At 59.5% G+C, this 17,527-nt stretch carries 16 protein-coding genes, 1 tRNA gene and 1 pseudogene; 15 read left to right on the plus strand and 3 right to left on the minus strand.

Features of this window, described 5'->3' with window-relative positions; genetic code table 11:
- Positions 1 to 21 precede the first annotated feature (21 nt).
- From CO675_RS00580 to CO675_RS00645, 14 genes are all read left to right on the plus strand, one after another.
- Positions 22 to 2,004, plus strand: coding sequence for a conjugal transfer protein TraG (locus CO675_RS00580; RefSeq protein WP_097670112.1), 1,983 nt, complete (start codon positions 22 to 24; stop codon positions 2,002 to 2,004).
- Between the two features lie 6 nt (positions 2,005 to 2,010).
- Complete coding sequence (locus tag CO675_RS00585) at positions 2,011 to 2,427, plus strand: CopG family transcriptional regulator (RefSeq protein ID WP_018270307.1); 417 nt, start codon at positions 2,011 to 2,013, stop codon at positions 2,425 to 2,427.
- 141 nt (positions 2,428 to 2,568) lie between these two features.
- A complete protein-coding gene (locus CO675_RS00590; protein ID WP_097670113.1) occupies positions 2,569 to 3,897 on the plus strand; it encodes an MFS transporter in 1,329 nt (442 codons plus the stop codon).
- A gap of 232 nt (positions 3,898 to 4,129) precedes the next feature.
- Positions 4,130 to 5,044: a P-type conjugative transfer ATPase TrbB gene (gene trbB / locus CO675_RS00595; RefSeq protein ID WP_198964477.1), complete on the plus strand. Its 915-nt coding sequence runs from the start codon at positions 4,130 to 4,132 to the stop codon at positions 5,042 to 5,044.
- A 55-nt stretch (positions 5,045 to 5,099) separates the two neighbouring features.
- Positions 5,100 to 5,372: a TrbC/VirB2 family type IV secretion system protein gene (locus CO675_RS00600; protein WP_240537001.1), complete on the plus strand. Its 273-nt coding sequence runs from the start codon at positions 5,100 to 5,102 to the stop codon at positions 5,370 to 5,372.
- Positions 5,372 to 5,635, plus strand: a complete 264-nt coding sequence (locus tag CO675_RS00605; RefSeq protein WP_018270310.1) for a VirB3 family type IV secretion system protein — start codon at positions 5,372 to 5,374, stop codon at positions 5,633 to 5,635. Before CO675_RS00600 ends, CO675_RS00605 begins: the two co-directional genes overlap by 1 nt.
- 10 nt (positions 5,636 to 5,645) lie before the next feature.
- Entirely contained in the window at positions 5,646 to 8,087 is a 2,442-nt protein-coding gene (gene trbE / locus CO675_RS00610; RefSeq protein ID WP_097670115.1) for a conjugal transfer protein TrbE, read from the plus strand.
- Positions 8,084 to 8,812 carry a P-type conjugative transfer protein TrbJ gene (trbJ, locus tag CO675_RS00615; RefSeq protein ID WP_026192416.1) on the plus strand — a complete coding sequence of 243 codons (729 nt, stop codon included), beginning with the start codon at positions 8,084 to 8,086 and terminating at the stop codon, positions 8,810 to 8,812. Before trbE ends, trbJ begins: the two co-directional genes overlap by 4 nt.
- A complete protein-coding gene (gene trbK-alt / locus CO675_RS00620; RefSeq protein ID WP_097670116.1) occupies positions 8,812 to 9,183 on the plus strand; it encodes a putative entry exclusion protein TrbK-alt in 372 nt (123 codons plus the stop codon). Before trbJ ends, trbK-alt begins: the two co-directional genes overlap by 1 nt.
- The gene (gene trbL, locus CO675_RS00625) at positions 9,180 to 10,403 is read left to right on the plus strand and encodes a P-type conjugative transfer protein TrbL (protein ID WP_097670117.1); all 1,224 of its coding nucleotides are present in this window, start codon (positions 9,180 to 9,182) and stop codon (positions 10,401 to 10,403) included. The genes trbK-alt and trbL overlap by 4 nt, the downstream gene beginning before the upstream one ends.
- A 92-nt stretch (positions 10,404 to 10,495) precedes the next feature.
- Positions 10,496 to 11,179, plus strand: coding sequence for a conjugal transfer protein TrbF (gene trbF / locus CO675_RS00630; protein ID WP_097670118.1), 684 nt, complete (start codon positions 10,496 to 10,498; stop codon positions 11,177 to 11,179).
- A complete protein-coding gene (gene trbG, locus CO675_RS00635) occupies positions 11,176 to 12,210 on the plus strand; it encodes a P-type conjugative transfer protein TrbG (RefSeq protein WP_198964450.1) in 1,035 nt (344 codons plus the stop codon). Before trbF ends, trbG begins: the two co-directional genes overlap by 4 nt.
- Complete coding sequence (locus tag CO675_RS00640) at positions 12,207 to 13,418, plus strand: TraB/TrbI/VirB10 family type IV secretion system protein (RefSeq protein WP_097670120.1); 1,212 nt, start codon at positions 12,207 to 12,209, stop codon at positions 13,416 to 13,418. The genes trbG and CO675_RS00640 overlap by 4 nt, the downstream gene beginning before the upstream one ends.
- A 4-nt stretch (positions 13,419 to 13,422) precedes the next feature.
- Positions 13,423 to 13,665 (plus strand): DUF2274 domain-containing protein, encoded by a 243-nt coding sequence (locus CO675_RS00645; protein WP_097670121.1) that lies wholly within the window; start codon positions 13,423 to 13,425, stop codon positions 13,663 to 13,665.
- A 184-nt stretch (positions 13,666 to 13,849) separates the two neighbouring features.
- On the opposite strand, the gene CO675_RS00650 is transcribed toward CO675_RS00645, so the two are convergent.
- Positions 13,850 to 14,758 (minus strand): TauD/TfdA dioxygenase family protein, encoded by a 909-nt coding sequence (locus tag CO675_RS00650; RefSeq protein ID WP_026192417.1) that lies wholly within the window; start codon positions 14,756 to 14,758, stop codon positions 13,850 to 13,852.
- A gap of 283 nt (positions 14,759 to 15,041) precedes the next feature.
- Entirely contained in the window at positions 15,042 to 15,722 is a 681-nt protein-coding gene (locus CO675_RS00655) for an HAD family hydrolase (protein WP_097670122.1), read from the minus strand.
- An 848-nt stretch (positions 15,723 to 16,570) separates the two neighbouring features.
- Here CO675_RS00655 and CO675_RS40345 point away from each other — a divergent pair.
- Positions 16,571 to 16,673, plus strand: a tRNA-Ser gene (locus tag CO675_RS40345).
- A gap of 243 nt (positions 16,674 to 16,916) precedes the next feature.
- Here the strand turns inward: CO675_RS40345 and CO675_RS00660 are convergent.
- Positions 16,917 to 17,399 (minus strand): annotated as a pseudogene (locus CO675_RS00660) (site-specific integrase); the annotation flags it as partial.
- Positions 17,400 to 17,527: the final 128 nt, after the last annotated feature.

Here is a 17,527-nt window from a genome sequence, read left to right on the forward strand (position 1 = left end):
AGTTGCGGAAGGGCGTTCGGGATGTCCGGAACCAAAATCCTCTGGGGACAGGTAATCGTTGTCGGTCTGATCGTTTTGTTGGCCATCTGGGGAGCCACCGAGTGGACGGCCTGGCGGCTCGCTTGGCAACCGGAGCTTGGGCGACCCTGGTTCGAACTATTAGGCTTCAAGATCTATTACCCGCCGGTCTTCTTCTGGTGGTGGTTCGTCTACGACGCCTACGCGCCTCAAATCTTTGTCGAGGGCGCCTTCATCGCAGCATCCGGGACCGTCGTTTCGATCGCGGTGGCGATCGGCATGTCGGTGTGGCGCGCGCGTGAAGCCAAGAACGTCGAAACCTATGGTTCGGCGCGCTGGGCTAATGCCGACGAGGTTCGAGCGGCCGGTCTTCTCGGCCCGGATGGCGTTGTGCTTGGCAAACTCGACCGCGACTACCTCCGCCATGACGGACCGGAGCACGTACTGTGTTTTGCACCGACCCGGTCGGGCAAAGGTGTCGGCCTCGTCGTTCCCTCATTGCTGGCATGGGCGGGCTCGGCTATCGTCCACGACATCAAGGGCGAGAACTGGCAACTGACCGCGGGCTTTCGCTCGCGGCATGGCCGCGTCCTGTTGTTCGACCCCACCAATCCAAGGTCCTCGACCTACAACCCGCTCCTCGAAGTCCGGCGCGGGGAATGGGAGGTTCGCGACGTCCAGAACGTCGCCGACGTCCTGGTCGACCCCGAAGGCTCGCTCGACAAGCGGAACCATTGGGAGAAGACCAGTCATTCGCTTCTGGTCGGCGCCATACTCCATGTCCTCTATGCCGAGGCAGACAAGACCTTGGCCGGCGTCGCAGCTTTTCTTTCCGACCCGAAGCGGCCGATCGAAGCCACTCTAAAGGCGATGATGACTGCTCGGCACCTCGGCGAGCAGGGCGCTCATCCCGTGGTCGCATCGACCGCGCGCGAACTCCTCAATAAGTCGGAAAATGAACGTTCTGGTGTCCTATCCACGGCGATGTCGTTCCTCGGGCTGTACCGTGATCCAGTGGTGGCCCAGGTGACCTGCCGTTGCGATTGGCGGATCGCCGATCTGATCGCGGATAGCCACCCTACAACGTTGTATCTCGTAGTGCCGCCATCCGATATCTCACGGACCAAGCCGTTGATTCGTCTGGTGCTGAACCAGATTGGTCGTCGCCTAACCGAGGACCTGCACGCCTGCGACCGCCGGCATCGAGTCCTGATGATGCTCGACGAGTTCCCAGCGCTGGGGCGGCTCGATTTTTTCGAGTCCGCGCTCGCCTTCATGGCGGGGTACGGCATCAAGAGCTTCTTGATCGCGCAGTCGCTCAATCAGATCGAGAAGGCCTATGGGCCTAACAACGCCATCCTAGACAACTGCCACGTCCGCGTCAGCTTCGCGACCAACGACGAGCGGACGGCCAAACGTGTGTCCGACGCCTTGGGTACGGCGACCGAGATGCGGGCCATGAAGAACTACGCCGGGCACAGGTTGAATCCTTGGCTCGGTCACCTCATGGTCTCGCGCCAGGAAACGGCGAGGCCGCTTTTGACCCCGGGCGAAGTCATGCAGCTTCCGTCGATGGACGAGATCGTCATGGTGGCGGGCACGCCGCCGATCCGGGCCAAGAAGGTCCGCTACTACGAGGATCGGCGATTCGCCGAGCGGCTTCTACTGCCGCCTGATCCGGCGAGGGCCAGCCGATCATCGCGAACGGACGGGTGGTCAGCGCTCCGAACGCTAAAGCCGGCGGGAGGTCCAACTGACAAGGCCGCGGAGACCGAGAAAGACACGGCGAACAGCGGGCTCCGTCGTGAGCCGGAACTCCCCGATCACGTCGCGATCGTCAAGGAAACGACCGAACTGACGCCGGCAGAGGAATTTGCTGCCGTTCTTGACGACGACGAGGATGCGGTCCGCCAGTCTCGACTTATGCAGATGCGTGGCGTCGCGCGTCAAGTCGCTATGGACCCGAATGACGGTATGGAGCTCTGAGGCGATATGCGCGACCGGATGAACGTCTATTTCCCGCCCGAGCTTCTGAAACAGATTTCTGATCTTGCCGATCGCAAAAAGCTTTCGCGGTCTGCAATCGTGGAAGCGGCCGTCGCTTCGTTTCTGTCACCGGATGGAGCGGACAGGCGGGAAGCAGCATTTACCCGCCGTTTGGATCGGCTTTCCCGTCAGATGCAGAGGCTGGAACGTGACGTTGGTCTGACAGCCGAGACCTTGGCCCTCTTCATTCGTTTTTGGCTGACGATCACGCCACCGTTGCCCAACGATGCGCAAGCGGCCGCTCAAGCAAAGGGAAGGGAGCGCTTTGAAGGATTTGTCGAGGCGCTCGGGCGTCGTATGCAAAAGGGGCAAAGCTTTCTGCGCGAGATTCCAGAAGATATCCGCCGTCAGGAATCGGCCTAAGAGCCTGATTGAACCTATGTCGATAGACCATTTCGCCGCTCCTTCTTTTTCTACGCCAGCCTACTACCACCGCGAGTTAGCCGAACTGACAAAAGCTGGACGCGCTATCGGCTCGGGTGAGCTGAGAGCAAAGGGGCCAGCATGCAAATTTCAACAGCATGGCGTCGAATCGCGCGCGTTTTTCTCCCTTTTGCAGCTGGGTACTATCTCTCGTATCTGTTTCGAACGATCAACGCCGTGATCGCCAGCCATCTCAGCTCGGACACCGGGCTTGGGACTGCCGACCTCGGGTTGCTTACGTCAATCTATTTTCTTGTTCTGGCGGCGGCCCAGATCCCCGTCGGTATATTGTTGGACCACTTTGGTCCGCGTCGCGTCCAGAGCGTTCTGCTCTTGCTCGCAGCCGTCGGCGGCGGACTGTTTGCGGTATCGACTGGCTTCCTGTCGCTTTTGATCGCGCGCGCAATGATCGGGCTTGGCGTGGCGGCGGCACTGACCGCAGGACTGAAGTCGATCATCCTTTGGTTCCCTAGGGAACAAGTTGCCTTACTGAACGGCTATATGATCATGCTGGGCTCGCTAGGAGCGGTGACCGCGACGGCTCCCGTCGAACACCTGCTGACGTCGATGGGCTGGCGGCAGCTCTTTGAGATTCTGGCAGTCGCGACCGGTACGACGGCCATTCTCATCTATCTTGTGGTGCCTGAACGAAGCGTAGCCCCATCAACAGCTTCCGCCACCCTGAGCTCCGTTTTCAGCGATCGGCGCTTTTGGCGAATGGCCCCGTTGTCGGCGACTTGCATTGGATCGGCTTGGTCTCTGCAGGGATTGTGGGCATCGCCATGGCTGACCGACGTAGAGGGGTTTGATCGCGCAAGTCTCGTCAGACAGCTCTTCATTATGTCGATCGTACTTAGCGCTGGTGCCTGGTTGTTCGGTATGACAGTCCATTGCGTCAAACGAAGGGGAATCGGGGCGGAGACAATATTGGCGATAGCTGCGGTACTATTTATCGCAGCCGAGTGTGCCTTGATCCTGCGAGTGTCTCTGCCATCTATCTTGCTCTGGTCTGTTGTCGCAATTGTAGGAACGGCAACTGTGGTCAGCTTCGCCGTGGTGGCGGATTACTTTCCGCCAGAGCTTGCCGGTCGTGCCAACGGTGCCTTGAACGTCTTGCACTTTGGTTGGGCGTTTCTAGCACAATACGCAACAGGTCTTATCCTGGAGCAATGGTCTGCGAATGATGGCCATAGGCCCGTCCAAGCCTATCAAGCAGCGTTCGGTTTCAACGTAGCGCTGCAGATCGCGACGTTTCTCTGGTTCGCGCTGCCTTGGTTTCGGTCCTTTGCGTCATGGGTGGGTTCAATCTGTCTCGAGATGTCGGCTAGCACCTTCGAACCTGCCGAGTCAGTTGGCTTGTACCAGAATTCGGCCATCCTCCTGCCCCCGGATGACGATGCGGAGTGGTGAGCACAAACTCGCAGCGAACCGATACGATTGAGTAGGTGTCAAAAAAATCGCCTCTCAATCTTTCTTTTTCTACGCCAGTCTTCGATCACCGAAAGCGCTTGTTGCGCTAAGTCCGTTGGTGCCTTTTCTAATCGTCCCCATCTGGGCGCCCCTCTGTGGACGCCCTCATTCGGGGAGGGCAACGGTGGCAATCCATTCCTTTCAATCGGAGGCGAATTCGCGCGGTGCGCGAATGCTGCGTAGTGCTCTTGGCCCAGCGATCGCCGGATACCTCGAGGATCAATCGATCATCGAGGTAATGCTCAACCCAGATGGGCGGCTGTGGATCGACCGTTTGTCGCATGGCCTGACCGATACAGGCGAAACTCTGTCCGCAGCGGATGGCGAGCGCATTGTTCGTCTGGTTGCGCACCATGTAGGCGCCGAAGTGCATGCCGGCGCGCCACGGGTCTCGGCCGAATTGCCTGAGACCGGCGAACGCTTCGAAGGGCTCGTGCCCCCAGTCGTTGCAGCACCGGCCTTTGCTATCCGCAAGCCCGCCGTCGCCGTGTTTACGCTGGATGACTACGTCGTCAAAGAGATCATGACATCGGAACAGGCCAACATCCTGAAAAGCGCAGTCGCCTCACGCAAGAACATCCTCGTCGCCGGCGGGACATCGACCGGCAAGACAACTTTGACGAATGCGCTCTTAGCCGAGGTGGCAAAGACTTCTGATCGGGTCGTGCTGATCGAAGATACCCGCGAACTTCAGTGCAAAGCGCCCAATCTCGTCGCTTTGCGTACCAAAGATGGCGTGGCCACGTTATCGGACCTCGTTCGCTCCTCGCTGCGACTGCGTCCTGACCGGATTCCAGTCGGCGAAGTTCGCGGTGCTGAAGCACTCGATCTGCTCAAGGCCTGGGGCACCGGCCACCCCGGCGGCATCGGCACTATTCATGCGGGCACTGCGCTCGGTGCCCTGCGGCGGCTCGAGCAACTCATCCAGGAAGCCGTCATCACGGTTCCGCGCGCCCTGATCGCTGAGACCATCAACCTCGTTGCTGTGCTTGCGGGGCGCGGCGCTGACCGTCGCCTCGTTGAGCTTGCTCTCGTCACCGGGCTAGGGCCCGCCGGCGACTACGACCTTTCATCAACAGGAGACTGACATGCGTCCGCAATTTCGCTTTCCTCGAGATGCCGCTTCACTGGCCATGTCCGGGATGCTTCTTTTGGCGTCGGCACCGGCCTGGGCTGCCGGATCGAACATGCCGTGGGAGCAGCCACTCAATCAGATCCTGCAGTCGGTCGAGGGGCCGGTCGCCAAGATCATTGCCGTCATCATCATCGTCGTAACCGGGCTCACGCTCGCGTTCGGAGACTCGTCGGGTGGTTTCCGCAGGCTGATCCAGATCGTGTTCGGTCTGTCGATCGCGTTTGCCGCCTCGAGTTTCTTCCTTTCGTTCTTCTCCTTCGGCGGCGGCGTGGTGATCTGATGGATGAACCAGTCACAGGCTTTGTCGTGCTCGTTCATCGCGCGCTCACTGAGCCAATCCTGATGGGCGGCGCGCCACGGTCGGTCGCGATCGTCAACGGTACGCTTGCTGCAGCCTTGGGGCTCGGGCTTCGGCTCTGGATCGCGGGCCTTGTCCTGTGGTTCATCGGCCACATGGCCGCCGTCTGGGCAGCCAAGCGCGATCCTGCGTTTGTCGACGTCGTGCGCCGACATCTTCGCATTCCCGGCCACCTCAACGCCTGAGCTCTCTACCATGATGAACCTTGCCGAATACCGCCATTCCAACGCGCGTCTTGCGGACTTCTTGCCGTGGGCCGCCATAGTCGACGAGGGAATCATCCTGAACAAGGACGGTTCGTTTCAACGGACAGCGAAATTCCGTGGCCCCGACCTCGACAGCGCGGTCCCGGCTGAGCTTGTCGCCGTCGCCGGTCGTCTGAACAACGCCCTGCGCCGCCTCGGATCAGGTTGGGCCGTATTCGTCGAGGCACAGCGCCATTTTGCCGGGGCCTATCCTCCGAGTACATTTCCGGATGTCGCATCCGCACTGGTCGACGCCGAGCGCAGAGCTCAGTTCGAAGAGGCGGGCGCCCACTATGAGTCCAGTTATTTCCTCACCTTTCTCTATCTGCCCCCCGAGGAAGGAGCCGCCAAGGCAGAACGACTGCTTTACGAGGGTCGCGACCGCGCTTTTGGGGCCGCTGCTCACGAAGTACTCCGTGGTTTTATCGATCAAACCGACCGCGTGCTTCAACTCGCTGAAGGATTTATGCCCGAATGCGCCTGGCTCGATGATCAATACACGCTGACCTATCTGCACTCGACGATCTCGACCAAACGTCATCGGGTTCGAGTGCCCGAAATTCCCATGTACATCGATGCGCTCTTGGCCGACCAGCCGTTGACCGGCGGGCTAGAGCCGATGTTGGGCTCAGCCAATCTTCGGGTCCTAACAATTGTCGGCTTTCCGGGCGCCACGACTCCGGGAATCCTAGACGACCTGAATCGCCTGCCATTCTCTTATCGTTGGTCGACCCGGGCGATCATGCTCGACAAGACAGACGCCACCAAGCTGCTGACCAAGATTCGGCGGCAGTGGTTCGCCAAGCGAAAGTCAATTGGCGCCATTCTCAAGGAGGTCATGACCAACGAGGCGTCGACGCTGCTCGATACCGACGCCCACAACAAGGCGCTCGATGCTGACGCAGCGTTGCAGGAACTGGGGTCCGATCAGATCGGACAAGCCTTTGTCACGGCGACCATCACCGTCTGGGACCGGGATCCTAGTGCTGCCGATGAAAAGCTACGGCTAGTCGAGAAGGTCGTTCAGGGCCGCGATTTCACCTGCATGATCGAGACGGTGAACGCCGTCGAAGCCTGGCTCGGCAGTCTGCCCGGGCACGTCTACGCCAACGTGCGTCAGCCGCCGGTTTCGACCCTCAACCTCGCCCATATGATTCCGATTTCCGCCACATGGGCCGGCGAGGCGAGGGATCTGCACTTCAAGGGGCCGCCCCTCCTGTTCGGCAAGACCGAGGGATCGACCCCGTTCCGATTTTCCCTCCACGTCGGCGACGTCGGCCATACCCTTGTGGTCGGACCGACGGGGGCCGGCAAGTCGGTACTGCTCGCTCTGATGGCACTGCAATTCCGCCGCTACCCGAACTCCCAGATCTTTGCGTTCGATTTCGGTGGTTCGATCAGGGCGGCCGCGCTCGGCATGGGCGGCGACTGGCATGATTTGGGCGGTGCTTTGTCTGACGGAAGTGATCGGCCCGTCGCGCTGCAGCCGCTGGCTTGGATCGATGATCCCTCAGAGCGCGGATGGGCCACCGAATGGATCTGCGCGATCCTGGCACGGGAAAAAATCGAGATCACCCCGGAGGTCAAGGATCATCTGTGGTCGGCGCTGACATCTCTCGCCTCGGCGCCGATGCAGGAACGCACCCTGACCGGCCTGTCAGTCCTCCTCCAATCCAACTCCCTGAAACGTGCACTGCAACCCTATTGCGTGGGTGGTCCCTCGGGGCGCCTGCTCGATGCCGAATTCGAGCGCCTTGGCGAAGCGTCGGTCCAGGCATTTGAGACCGAAGGCTTGATCGGAACGAGTGCTGCGCCGGCCGTGCTGGCTTACCTCTTCCATCGTATTGGGGACCGTCTCGATGGTCGGCCGACGCTCCTTATGGTCGATGAGGGTTGGCTTGCCCTCGATGATGAGGATTTCGCGGGGCAGCTCCGGGAGTGGCTGAAAACGCTTCGGAAAAAGAATGCCTCCGTCATCTTCGCTACCCAGTCGCTCTCGGATGTCGACGGCTCAGCGATCGCGCCGGCGATCATCGAAAGCTGCCCAACTCGCTTATTGCTGCCGAACGAACGGGCGATCGAACCGCAAATCACCGCCATCTACCGCCGCTTCGGCCTCAATGACCGCCAGATCGAGTTATTGAGTCGGGCAACGCCAAAACGCGACTATTACTGCCAGTCCCGTCGCGGCAACCGGATGTTCGAACTCGGGCTTGGTGAGGTTGCGCTCGCATTCACCGCGGCCTCTTCCAAGACAGACCAAGCTGCCATCGCGCAGCTCTTCGCCGAACATGGACCTGACGGCTTCGTGCCGGCCTGGCTCCAGCACCGTGGCGTCGCCTGGGCCATAGATCTAATTCCCAATCTCGTCAATCTGGAGAAATCGCCATGAGGCGTCTTGCCCTATTGGCCGCAGCCGGCGTCACTGCGCTGGCGCTTGGCGTTGCGATCCCCGCACGGGCGCTGATCGTTTTCGATCCCAACAACTACGTTCAGAATGTCCTGACCGCTGCGCGCGAGCTTCAGCAGATCAACAACCAGATCACCTCGTTGCAGAACGAGGCGCAGATGCTGATCAATCAGGCGAAGAATCTGGCGAACCTTCCGTATTCGTCGCTGCAGCAATTTCTATCCTCGATTCAGCGGACCCAACAGTTGCTGGCGCAGGCTCAGCGCATCGCCTACGACGTCCAGGAAATCGATCGTGCCTTCTCGACCAGCTACGCGCCAGCCACCAGCAACCAGTCGAACCAGTTGCTGGTCGCCAACGCTCAAGCGCGATGGCAAAATTCCTATGCCGCGACGCAAGACGCGCTTCGCGTCCAAGCCGGCATCGTTGGTAACCTCGACACCAATCGCATCCAGACATCCGCGCTCGTGACGTCAAGCCAGGGGGCCGCCGGCGCGCTGCAGGCAACGCAGGCTGGCAATCAGATCCTCGCGCTTCAAGCGCAACAACTTGCCGATCTCACGGCGGCCACGGCGGCGCAGGGCAGGGCGCAGAGCCTCGAAGCGGCGCAGCGCGCCGCGGCCCAGGATCAGGGTCGAGAGCAGCTCAAGCGCTTCCTAACACCAGGACAGGGCTATCAATCCTCCAATGTACAGATGTTCCACTGATGACCGACGTAAAGGCATTCAAGGCGCTTTCGCTGCTTACGACAATCGGCCTAGTGGCCGTCGCTGCCTGCACGATTCAGCTGCGCGGACCAGACGAGTCTCGGTCGGCACCGAAGGCGGAGCAAGGGACCGATGCAGCCAGCTCCGAGCTCGCACGCTGCCGCGGTGTCACTCCAGAGGACACAGTGGGTTATCGGCATTGCAAGCAGATTTGGGACGAAAACCGGCGTCGCTTCTTTGGCAAAAGAATCGGCCCAGCAGACCCTGGCCAGAATGATTCCTTCGCAGGGCTGGCGCCCGCCCCAAAGGATCAGAGCCGGATCCCGCAAGCATATCCGCAACCGGCGACACCCGAGGCGAGCAAGCCATGATGGGTACCGGGATCATCGACCAGTTCTTGGAAACGTTTACGCGTTATATCGATAACGGATTCGGGTTGCTGGGCAGTGACGTTGGATATCTCGCGACGACACTCGCCGCGATCGACATCACTCTCGCTGCGTTGTTCTGGAGTTGGGGAACTGACGAGGACATCATCGCGCGGCTCGTCAAGAAGACCCTCTTCGTGGGCGTCTTTGCCTACCTCATCGGCAACTGGAACAACCTGGCGCGCATCGTTTTCGAGAGCTTTGCCGGACTTGGGCTGAAAGCGTCGGGTGCAAGCCTATCCGCATCCGATTTCCTGAGGCCGGGAAAGATCGCCCAAGTCGGACTCGATGCCGGCCGACCGCTGCTCGATTCGATCTCGAACCTGATGGGTTACATCAGCTTTTTCGAGAATTTCGTTCAGATCGTCGTTCTCTTATTCGCATGGGTCGTGGTGCTGCTCGCCTTCTTCATTTTGGCGATCCAACTTTTCGTCACTCTGATCGAGTTCAAGCTTACGACGCTGGCCGGCTTCGTGCTCATTCCATTTGGTCTGTTTGGCAAGACCGCCTTTGCCGCTGAGCGGGTCCTGGGCAATGTAATATCTTCGGGGATAAAGGTTCTGGTCCTAGCTGTCATCGTGGGCATCGGTTCGACCCTGTTCTCGCAGTTCACCTCTGGTTTCCGAGGCGCTCAGCCGACCATTGAAGACGCAATGACGCTAGTGCTCGCGGCGCTCTCCCTGCTGGGCCTCGGCATCTTCGGTCCGGGTATTGCAAACGGCCTGGTATCTGGGGGACCGCAGCTCGGCGCCGGTGCGGCGATTGGATCGGGTTTGGCTGCTGGCGGGCTTGTTGCGGCAGGTGCTGGTGTAGCGGCCGGTGCTGGTCTCGCTAGTGGCGCGATTGCAGGCGCCGCGCGCGGTGGCGGCGCTGTCCTAAGCGGAGCGTCAGCCGCCTATCGAAGCGGCGGCCTTGCCGGCGTCGCGGAGGCTGGCGCTTCGGCTGCCATGAGTCCTTTGCGTCGCGCAGCGGCTGCCGTCGGAGGTGAGCAAGCGGGCGAACGGGCGGCGAGCACCTCGGCCGAGGGGCGGCCTGATTGGGCGCGCCGGATGAAGCGTGCCGAGACTATTCGGCATGGTGCTTCGGCTGCCGGCCACGCGGTCCGCTCGGGCGATCACGGTGGCAGCGGCTCCTCCGTCGATTTGTCCGAAGGAGAGCGCTGAGACGCACCACTGTACCTACGCCGCACAGCAGCACCTCAACCCTTCCATCGCCCGACTTGAAACCGATCACTCGATACCAGGGGCAACCATCGATGTTCAAACGAACTTCCGTTCATTACGGGCGCATGCCCGCACCGGTCACGCCGTATCAGAAAGCAGCTCAAGTTTGGGACGAACGCATTGGATCAGCGCGCGTGCAAGCCAAGAACTGGCGCCTTATGGCATTCGGCTGCTTGATGTTGTCAGCCGGTCTCGCTGGTGGGCTTGTCCGGCAGTCGAATCAAGGCTCGATCACGCCCTGGGTGGTCGAAGTCGACCATCTTGGCCAGGCCCAAAGGGTCGCGCCGGCCAACATCGACTATCAACCCACTGATGCACAGATCGCCTACCATCTGGCGCGCTTTATCGAGGATGTCAGGGGCCTTCCGGCCGACGGCATCGTTCTGCGCCAAAACTGGCTCCGGGCATACGATTTTGCGACCGATCGCGGCGCCGCTGCGCTCAACGACTACGCGCGCAACAATGACCCTTTTGCCAAACTGGGTAAGGCGCAAATCTCCGTCGACGTGTCGAGCGTCATTCGCGCGTCTTCAGAAAGCTTTCGGGTCGCATGGATCCAGCGCACCTACGATAATGGCTCGCTGAGTTCGACCGAGCGTTGGACCGCAATTCTCACCGTCGTGATCGAGATGCCGCGCGATGCCGAACGCCTGCGCAAGAATCCCCTTGGCGTCTATGTCCGCGCCATCAACTGGTCAAAGGAGTTGAGTCAGTGACCAAGACCCCGTCTTACGTTTATTCGAAGCGTCCTATCGTGTACAGTAGGTGCAATTCGACTTGGTCCGAGCTTGTGACATCGAAGCGAGCATTTCTATCCGCTCTTCTGCTTTGTTCGTCGGCGCTCGGTGGGTGCGCGACCTACATCCCGCCACAGATCAGCTATGACGCGGAAATCCCGCCGCCGCCGGCGCCGCCAGCGCCTCTGGATGACAAGTCGCGACCGCTTCACGTTCCACCGCTCTGGAAGCCGGCTCTCGGCGGCAAGTCAGGAGGGAAGGAAGAGCCCGACCCTGTGAGCCGGGTTGAGACGGCAAACAGCGCAGCCCGGGTCGAACCGCGGAAGCGGGGATATTTCAACGCAGCGCAGATCTACGCCTACAGTCCCGGGGCGCTCTATCAGATCTATGCCGCGCCGGGGCAGATCACGGACGTCGCGCTCGAGGAGGGAGAGCAACTGACGGGATCAGGGCCCATCGCGGCCGGAGATACCGTACGCTGGGTCGTAGGCGATACTGAGAGCGGGAGCGGCGATACGCGACGCGTCCATATCCTGGTCAAGCCGACCCGCGCATCGATCGAGACTAACCTCATTGTCAATACCGACCGGCGCACCTACCTGATTGAGCTCCGCTCCCGCGAGCGGCCATATATGCCGTCTGTTGCCTGGTACTATCCTGAAACAGCGCGCGAACGATCCCGTTCAGTCGCTCTGAGACCCCCTCTTCCGGATCCAGGGCAGCGTATCTCCCGCTATGCCATTGAAGGGGACCGTCCACCCTGGCGGCCGCTCGCCGCATACGACGATGGCCGCAAGGTCTACGTCGAATTCCCTAAAGGTATCGTCCAGGGAGAGATGCCACCGCTCTTTGTCATCGGCCCTGACGGGAAGACCGAGCTCGTCAACTATCGCGCCTACGGTAACGTGTTAATCGTCGATCGGCTGTTTGGAGCAGCTGAGCTGAGGCTCGGCAGTGAGCGCCAGCAAAAGGTCAGGATTGTCAGGACCGACGGGAGGCCGTCGTCATGATCAGCCAGAGTGGAAACGATCACGAGCAAGCAGATCCGCCGGAGACACAAGAGGAGCAGTCCAAAAGCTTCCGACTGAGAGCGGAGCATCCGCGCGTGACACGGTTGTCGCGAAAAGTCCTGGCCGGAGGGAGCGCGCTTGCCCTCTTTGTCATTGGTGGAGCAGTCCTGTGGTCGCTGCAGAACAATCGTGCCCGAAACCAGGCGGCCGATGAACTCTACAGCACTGACCATCACAATGTTGCCGATGGCCTTACGACGCTGCCGAAGGATTATGCTGGCGTTCCGCGCCAGCCAATACCGCAGCTTGGTCCGCCACTCCCTGGCGACCTCGGTCGGCCAATCCTTGCTGCCCAAGGCCACTCGCCGGCGATCGGGGCTGATGCGGAACAGCAGCGCCGAGACCAGGAGACCGAGGCAGCCCGCATTAGCCATTTGTTCGCTCCGACCAAGGGAGGAGAAGGACGTCCGCCTGCCGCTGCGGCTGTTGAAGGCGACCGCGTCGCGTCGCCGAACTTATCGAGCACTGGCGACGACGGATTGGCGCAGAACGGTCAAGACCGAAAGCTTGCCTTCGTGAATGCTTCTGTGGACCGTCGCACGGTCAGCCCCGACCGCATCACCAAGCCGGCTTCACCATATGTCGTGCAGGCTGGGACGGTCATTCCGGCAGCCCTGATTACCGGGATCCGATCGGACCTGCCGGGCCAAATTACCGCGCAGGTCACCGAGAATGTTTTTGACACGCCGACCGGCCGCTTTCTGCTTGTGCCTCAGGGAGCGCGTCTGATCGGCACATACGATAGTCAGGTTACTTTCGGCCAGTCCCGTGTCCTACTGGTCTGGACGCGGCTGATTATGCCGAATGGACATTCTATCGTTCTCGAGCGGCAGCCTGGCGCTGATAGCGCTGGGTATGCGGGTCTGGAAGACCAAGTCGACAATCACTGGGCAGAGCTATTCAAGGCTGCGGCACTATCGACGTTTCTGGCGGTCGGGACCGAACTAGGGGCTGGTTCGGACACCAATAGCAACGACAGCGCCATCATCCAGGCGTTGCGACACGGCGCCTCCGACTCACTAAACCAAACCGGACAGCAGGTGGTTCGACGCAGTCTCAATATCCAGCCCACTTTGACCGTGCGGCCTGGTTTCCCGGTTCGTGTCCTTGTCAATCGTGACCTCATAGTTACGCCGTATAGAGGGTGACAACATGCCAAAACTCAAAATAGGAGAGCTTCCAGACGACAAGCCGGTCAAAGTGAGTACGGAGCTGCCGGCGGCCGTGCATCGTGATCTCATTGCATATGCAGAGGCCCTTTCGCTTCAAGGTGGTCAAGTCGTCGAACCGACTAAGCTTATCGCTCCCATGTTAGCGCGCTTTATGGCCACCGATCGAGGGTTTTCTAAACTGAAACGTCGAGGCGACGCACCGGTCGCCGGCGCAAGACAGTGATGCCTAAGGTTTCTCGAAGCTGTCGCGCGACGCTTAATGCGATGCATAAACCTAGGCGCCGCCGAGTTTGGCCCAACAGCTGACATATCGTGTGGGAATGCGTGTTTCCACCTCTGCCCGAAGCAACGCCGGCAAACCAGGTTTATCTGTTCTCAATGCGAGGGCGCTGGGCGTCGATGGGCCGCTATTCGGTTACCTTCAGGCGCGTTACACTGCTCCGGCCATCTACGCTGATGGGCACGTCACCATCGATCGTGGCCCGACGTACGACGCGATGCTGGTCACCGTAATCGTTGACTGCGTAATGCTGTGTTGCGCGATTGTCCCATATCGCGATATCGCCCTCTAGCCAGTTCCAGCGCACAGTGTTTTCGGGCGCGGTGACGTGAGACTGGAACAGATCGAACAGCTTTTGTCCGTCGTACTTTGGGACCCCAATAAAGTGCTTCACCAAGGCGCCGAGCACCAGCGCCCGCTCGCCTGTTTCGGGGTGGACGCGCACGACGGGATGCTCGGTCTCAAAAACCGTTCTGGTGAACACCTCGTCAAAGTGTCTCTTGTCGACCTCGCGGACGCGCGCGATTCCGGCGTAATCGAAAACGTTGCTGTGAACGGCCCATAGTTCCTCTGCAAGCCGCTGTAGCGGTGCCGGTAGATCAAGATAAGCAGCCGCTGTGTTCGACCACACGGTGTCGCCTCCGAACGTTGGCATTACAACGGCTCGTAGGACCAAAGTTTTGGGATAGGCTTCGGCGAAGGTCCCATCCGCATGCCAAACATCGGCGCGACCGCCGCCGCGACTGGAGTCCAGTTCGAGGAGCGACGCCATCCCCTTGGTAGGACCGAGCATCGGATGGGGAACTAGCTTTCCAAGGCGAGCGGCAAAGCGCTCATGCTCGGCGTCATTGAGATGTCCTTGATTGCGGAAGAAGATCACCTTGTGCTCGAGCAACAAGCTGTTAATAGCGTCGATCGTGTGGTCCGGTAGATCGCCCGATAGCTTGATATTTTTGACTTCGGCACCGATGCGCGCTGCACGCTTCACAACATCGGTGCCTGAAATGACGTCACCGATCACAGCCGTTCTGCTCATGTTGTTTTTCCAAGCCCCTCGCAGTGTCTTCCTCGCCTCTCGGTAGCGAATGATTCCAGCAAGCATCGTGCCATGTGACGGACTCAGACCGACCGTGTAGACTCACATGGGCGCCGAACGGATCGCGATATTTGGCGCAAGCTTTCGGACTGAACTGACTGATAGTTCGCCCGTGTGACGAAAGAACTTGATCGCCGACCACTCTCGTCGAATGGTGTGAAGACCAAGCGGACAGCAAGAGCGCGCCAACCGGCAGATTCTTCTGTTATGCTCTTGTGGTGACTCATCCGATCGGAAGAATGCAATGCTTCTGCAAAATGGGTAATAATTCGTGATGGTCATGAATCATGTAATCAGGCCCCGCGGCGCGCAAGCGTGCTTCGGAAACGAATCCCCCCATTATTGATACGTTGATAAGACCGAGATTGCGGGCAATCTCCGTCTCAACTGGCATGTCACCCACGATGACGGTTCTTTGTGGAGGTATATCATTGGCCTGCATATACAAGCGCAGACGTTCTTCCTTGTTCACGCTCTTAAACTGGGTTGCGCGGTTCTCAAATGCCAAAATGTCCGTGACGTGAGTCTTGATTCCAAGTCTTCGCACTTGTGCGCGAATTGGTTCAACAATGTGATTGCTGACAATAATGGTGTGAACGGCTCTGTGATCAGCGGCGAGCAAAACATTTCGTGCCCCTTTGCGTAAGGCAGCGTTGCGCGCCAAGAATTCGTAAGTGTCATGAAAAATGGCGCTGTTATTTCTCTCCACGACGTCGATTTCATCCTTCGACATGTCTAGGTTGCGGAAGAGAACCGAAAGAGGGAGTTCGAATTCCTCTCGAAGCCTGCGCATATCTACGGCTGCGCGACCGAAGCGGCTCAAAATTGCATTGATGGTTTGAAGCACCGCATTGGCATCATCGAGCAGCGTGCCATTCCAGTCGAACACAATCGCGGATTTCATGGGCGAATGAACCTAAGGCAAGTACCGCGGCGGTAAATGCATTTGCGATCCGACAATTGCGGATCCGTATGTCTAGTATTGCGCCCGGTCAAGTAAACGCGCGGATCGCTGTTCGGTGTAGGACGCGCGAACTAGGGAAGAAGAGCATGACCGTTTTCCTCTGTATCTTTGAAGCTGATCTTTGCTGGAGCAATGGTCGTGCCAACGCCGCAAGCGCGCAGTAAGCGGCAAACTGTGCTTTGAAAAATCTGAGCCCGACGCGCAGTGTGGCGATCCTGACATGACCTTACGTCGCTGTCAGAAAACGGACCAAGATTTTTACGGTGGACCAGCCACAGCATAGAGCTGGCGACGCCGACGTATCTTGTTTTCGTCATTCGGCGGTCGGATCCCTCCCGCGCCAGCAATGAAATGCATGAGTAGTGAAAAGACTTGGCTTACTGTTTTAGCTGGCTACCCAGACAAGCCCGAGGGTGGCGCTTTGGAGCAGTCGTGGAGTAACTCGTCACCGACGCAGTCAAGGAAGTTGGCGAGCGGCAGGTCCGGTCGATGGCCGGGTGCAATCGGTGCCGATCGTGGGCGCCGCCAGATCACCTTTTCCGGAGACGTCATCAGGGTCGGTCTTCTGAAAGAACTGAGCTTGTTACGTAAAAACCAGTGTTCATGCGGCAGAGTTTAGGGGCGCTCGGAAATCGCTAGGATTGCTTCTCCTTGCGATCAGATGCTGATTTTGAACTTGGTCAGGTCACATTGCAGCTCGCCGGCTCGACATCTCAGCGAGCGCCGTTCTCGTCAGGAAATGCCGCAACGAAATCGCAATGAATTGGGTGAAACGACCGTGAACAAAACGGGACGGGAGTGGCCACCACACAAGAAAAATCAATAAGTTAGAAGATGCTCACTGCGTTCGGGACGCAGGGGTCGCAGGTTCGAATCCTGCCACTCCGACCATCTTTCCCTAGGTTTTTTTGTTCTCATCGGTGGTCGTTCCCGAGTCAACCATCGATTTGACCACCGAAACATACCGCGCTTTTTGGCGAATAGCTGCAGCCGCCCCGCGCAAGTGATCGGGAGGTGAAGGCCATCTGTATCCTGCAGGACCTCCGGCGACATGCGGAGGAACCCGGCAGCCTCCCAAATCGGCACGCCGCGCTGCATCAGCCAGGTCGCTGCCGTGTGGCGCAACGTGTGCGGAGTGACTTTCCCGGGCAGCTTGGCCAGATCCACGGCAGATTTGAAGCCTTTTTTGACGGAAGCCACCGGTTTGCCATTGAACTCGACGAAGCAGGTGCCGATCAGCTTCCGGTCTTTCCAGCGACGCATATGAGCCAGTAGCCGGGGTGGAAGTGGAGCGGGCGTCTGACGCCTCTTGGTGGCTCGCTTCCCGATCGGCCTCCTGTAAAAGATACCACGCTCCAGATCAACGTACGAGTGCCCAAACTCGGGGGTGGCGATGGCGCCGGCCCTGGTGCCGGTATAGAGGCCGATCAGGATAAATCTGGCCACGTGTCGCAGTGGTCGGCGGTCTGGCCGTACCGGGTCGCCCTTTGAACTGCCAGCGTAGATGGTCTGCTTCTCTCGATAGCGCCAACATTGCCAGAACAGGGCTGCCGCCTCGGTGCGTGTCAGCCATCGGTCGCGCGCCTCGCCTTTCGGCGGGAGGGACACGCGAACCATGCCCCGGTGAAAGCCCTCTTTGCATGATGGTTGATCGCTGCGTTGACTGCCGACAGCTTCTTGCCACCCCAAAAGATCGTTGAGCCGATCGATCCTTGGGTTCAATCATCAAACTGATCACCTGGTTC

Origin of the sequence: Bradyrhizobium sp. C9 (assembly GCF_002532045.1) — a bacterium.
Lineage (GTDB): Bacteria > Pseudomonadota > Alphaproteobacteria > Rhizobiales > Xanthobacteraceae > Bradyrhizobium.

Coding starts and splice junctions, on each gene's coding strand:
- CO675_RS00650 (WP_026192417.1), bottom strand. CDS start 14,758: ATGAGCAGAACGGCTGTGATCGGTGACGTCATTTCAGGCACCGATGTT.
- trbB (WP_198964477.1), top strand. CDS start 4,130: ATGCTGCGTAGTGCTCTTGGCCCAGCGATCGCCGGATACCTCGAGGAT.
- trbL (WP_097670117.1), top strand. CDS start 9,180: ATGATGGGTACCGGGATCATCGACCAGTTCTTGGAAACGTTTACGCGT.
- trbE (WP_097670115.1), top strand. CDS start 5,646: ATGATGAACCTTGCCGAATACCGCCATTCCAACGCGCGTCTTGCGGAC.
- CO675_RS00600 (WP_240537001.1), top strand. CDS start 5,100: ATGCTTCTTTTGGCGTCGGCACCGGCCTGGGCTGCCGGATCGAACATG.
- CO675_RS00645 (WP_097670121.1), top strand. CDS start 13,423: ATGCCAAAACTCAAAATAGGAGAGCTTCCAGACGACAAGCCGGTCAAA.
- CO675_RS00655 (WP_097670122.1), bottom strand. CDS start 15,722: ATGAAATCCGCGATTGTGTTCGACTGGAATGGCACGCTGCTCGATGAT.
- CO675_RS00585 (WP_018270307.1), top strand. CDS start 2,011: ATGCGCGACCGGATGAACGTCTATTTCCCGCCCGAGCTTCTGAAACAG.
- CO675_RS00605 (WP_018270310.1), top strand. CDS start 5,372: ATGGATGAACCAGTCACAGGCTTTGTCGTGCTCGTTCATCGCGCGCTC.
- CO675_RS00590 (WP_097670113.1), top strand. CDS start 2,569: ATGCAAATTTCAACAGCATGGCGTCGAATCGCGCGCGTTTTTCTCCCT.
- trbJ (WP_026192416.1), top strand. CDS start 8,084: ATGAGGCGTCTTGCCCTATTGGCCGCAGCCGGCGTCACTGCGCTGGCG.
- trbK-alt (WP_097670116.1), top strand. CDS start 8,812: ATGACCGACGTAAAGGCATTCAAGGCGCTTTCGCTGCTTACGACAATC.
- CO675_RS00640 (WP_097670120.1), top strand. CDS start 12,207: ATGATCAGCCAGAGTGGAAACGATCACGAGCAAGCAGATCCGCCGGAG.
- CO675_RS00580 (WP_097670112.1), top strand. CDS start 22: ATGTCCGGAACCAAAATCCTCTGGGGACAGGTAATCGTTGTCGGTCTG.
- trbF (WP_097670118.1), top strand. CDS start 10,496: ATGTTCAAACGAACTTCCGTTCATTACGGGCGCATGCCCGCACCGGTC.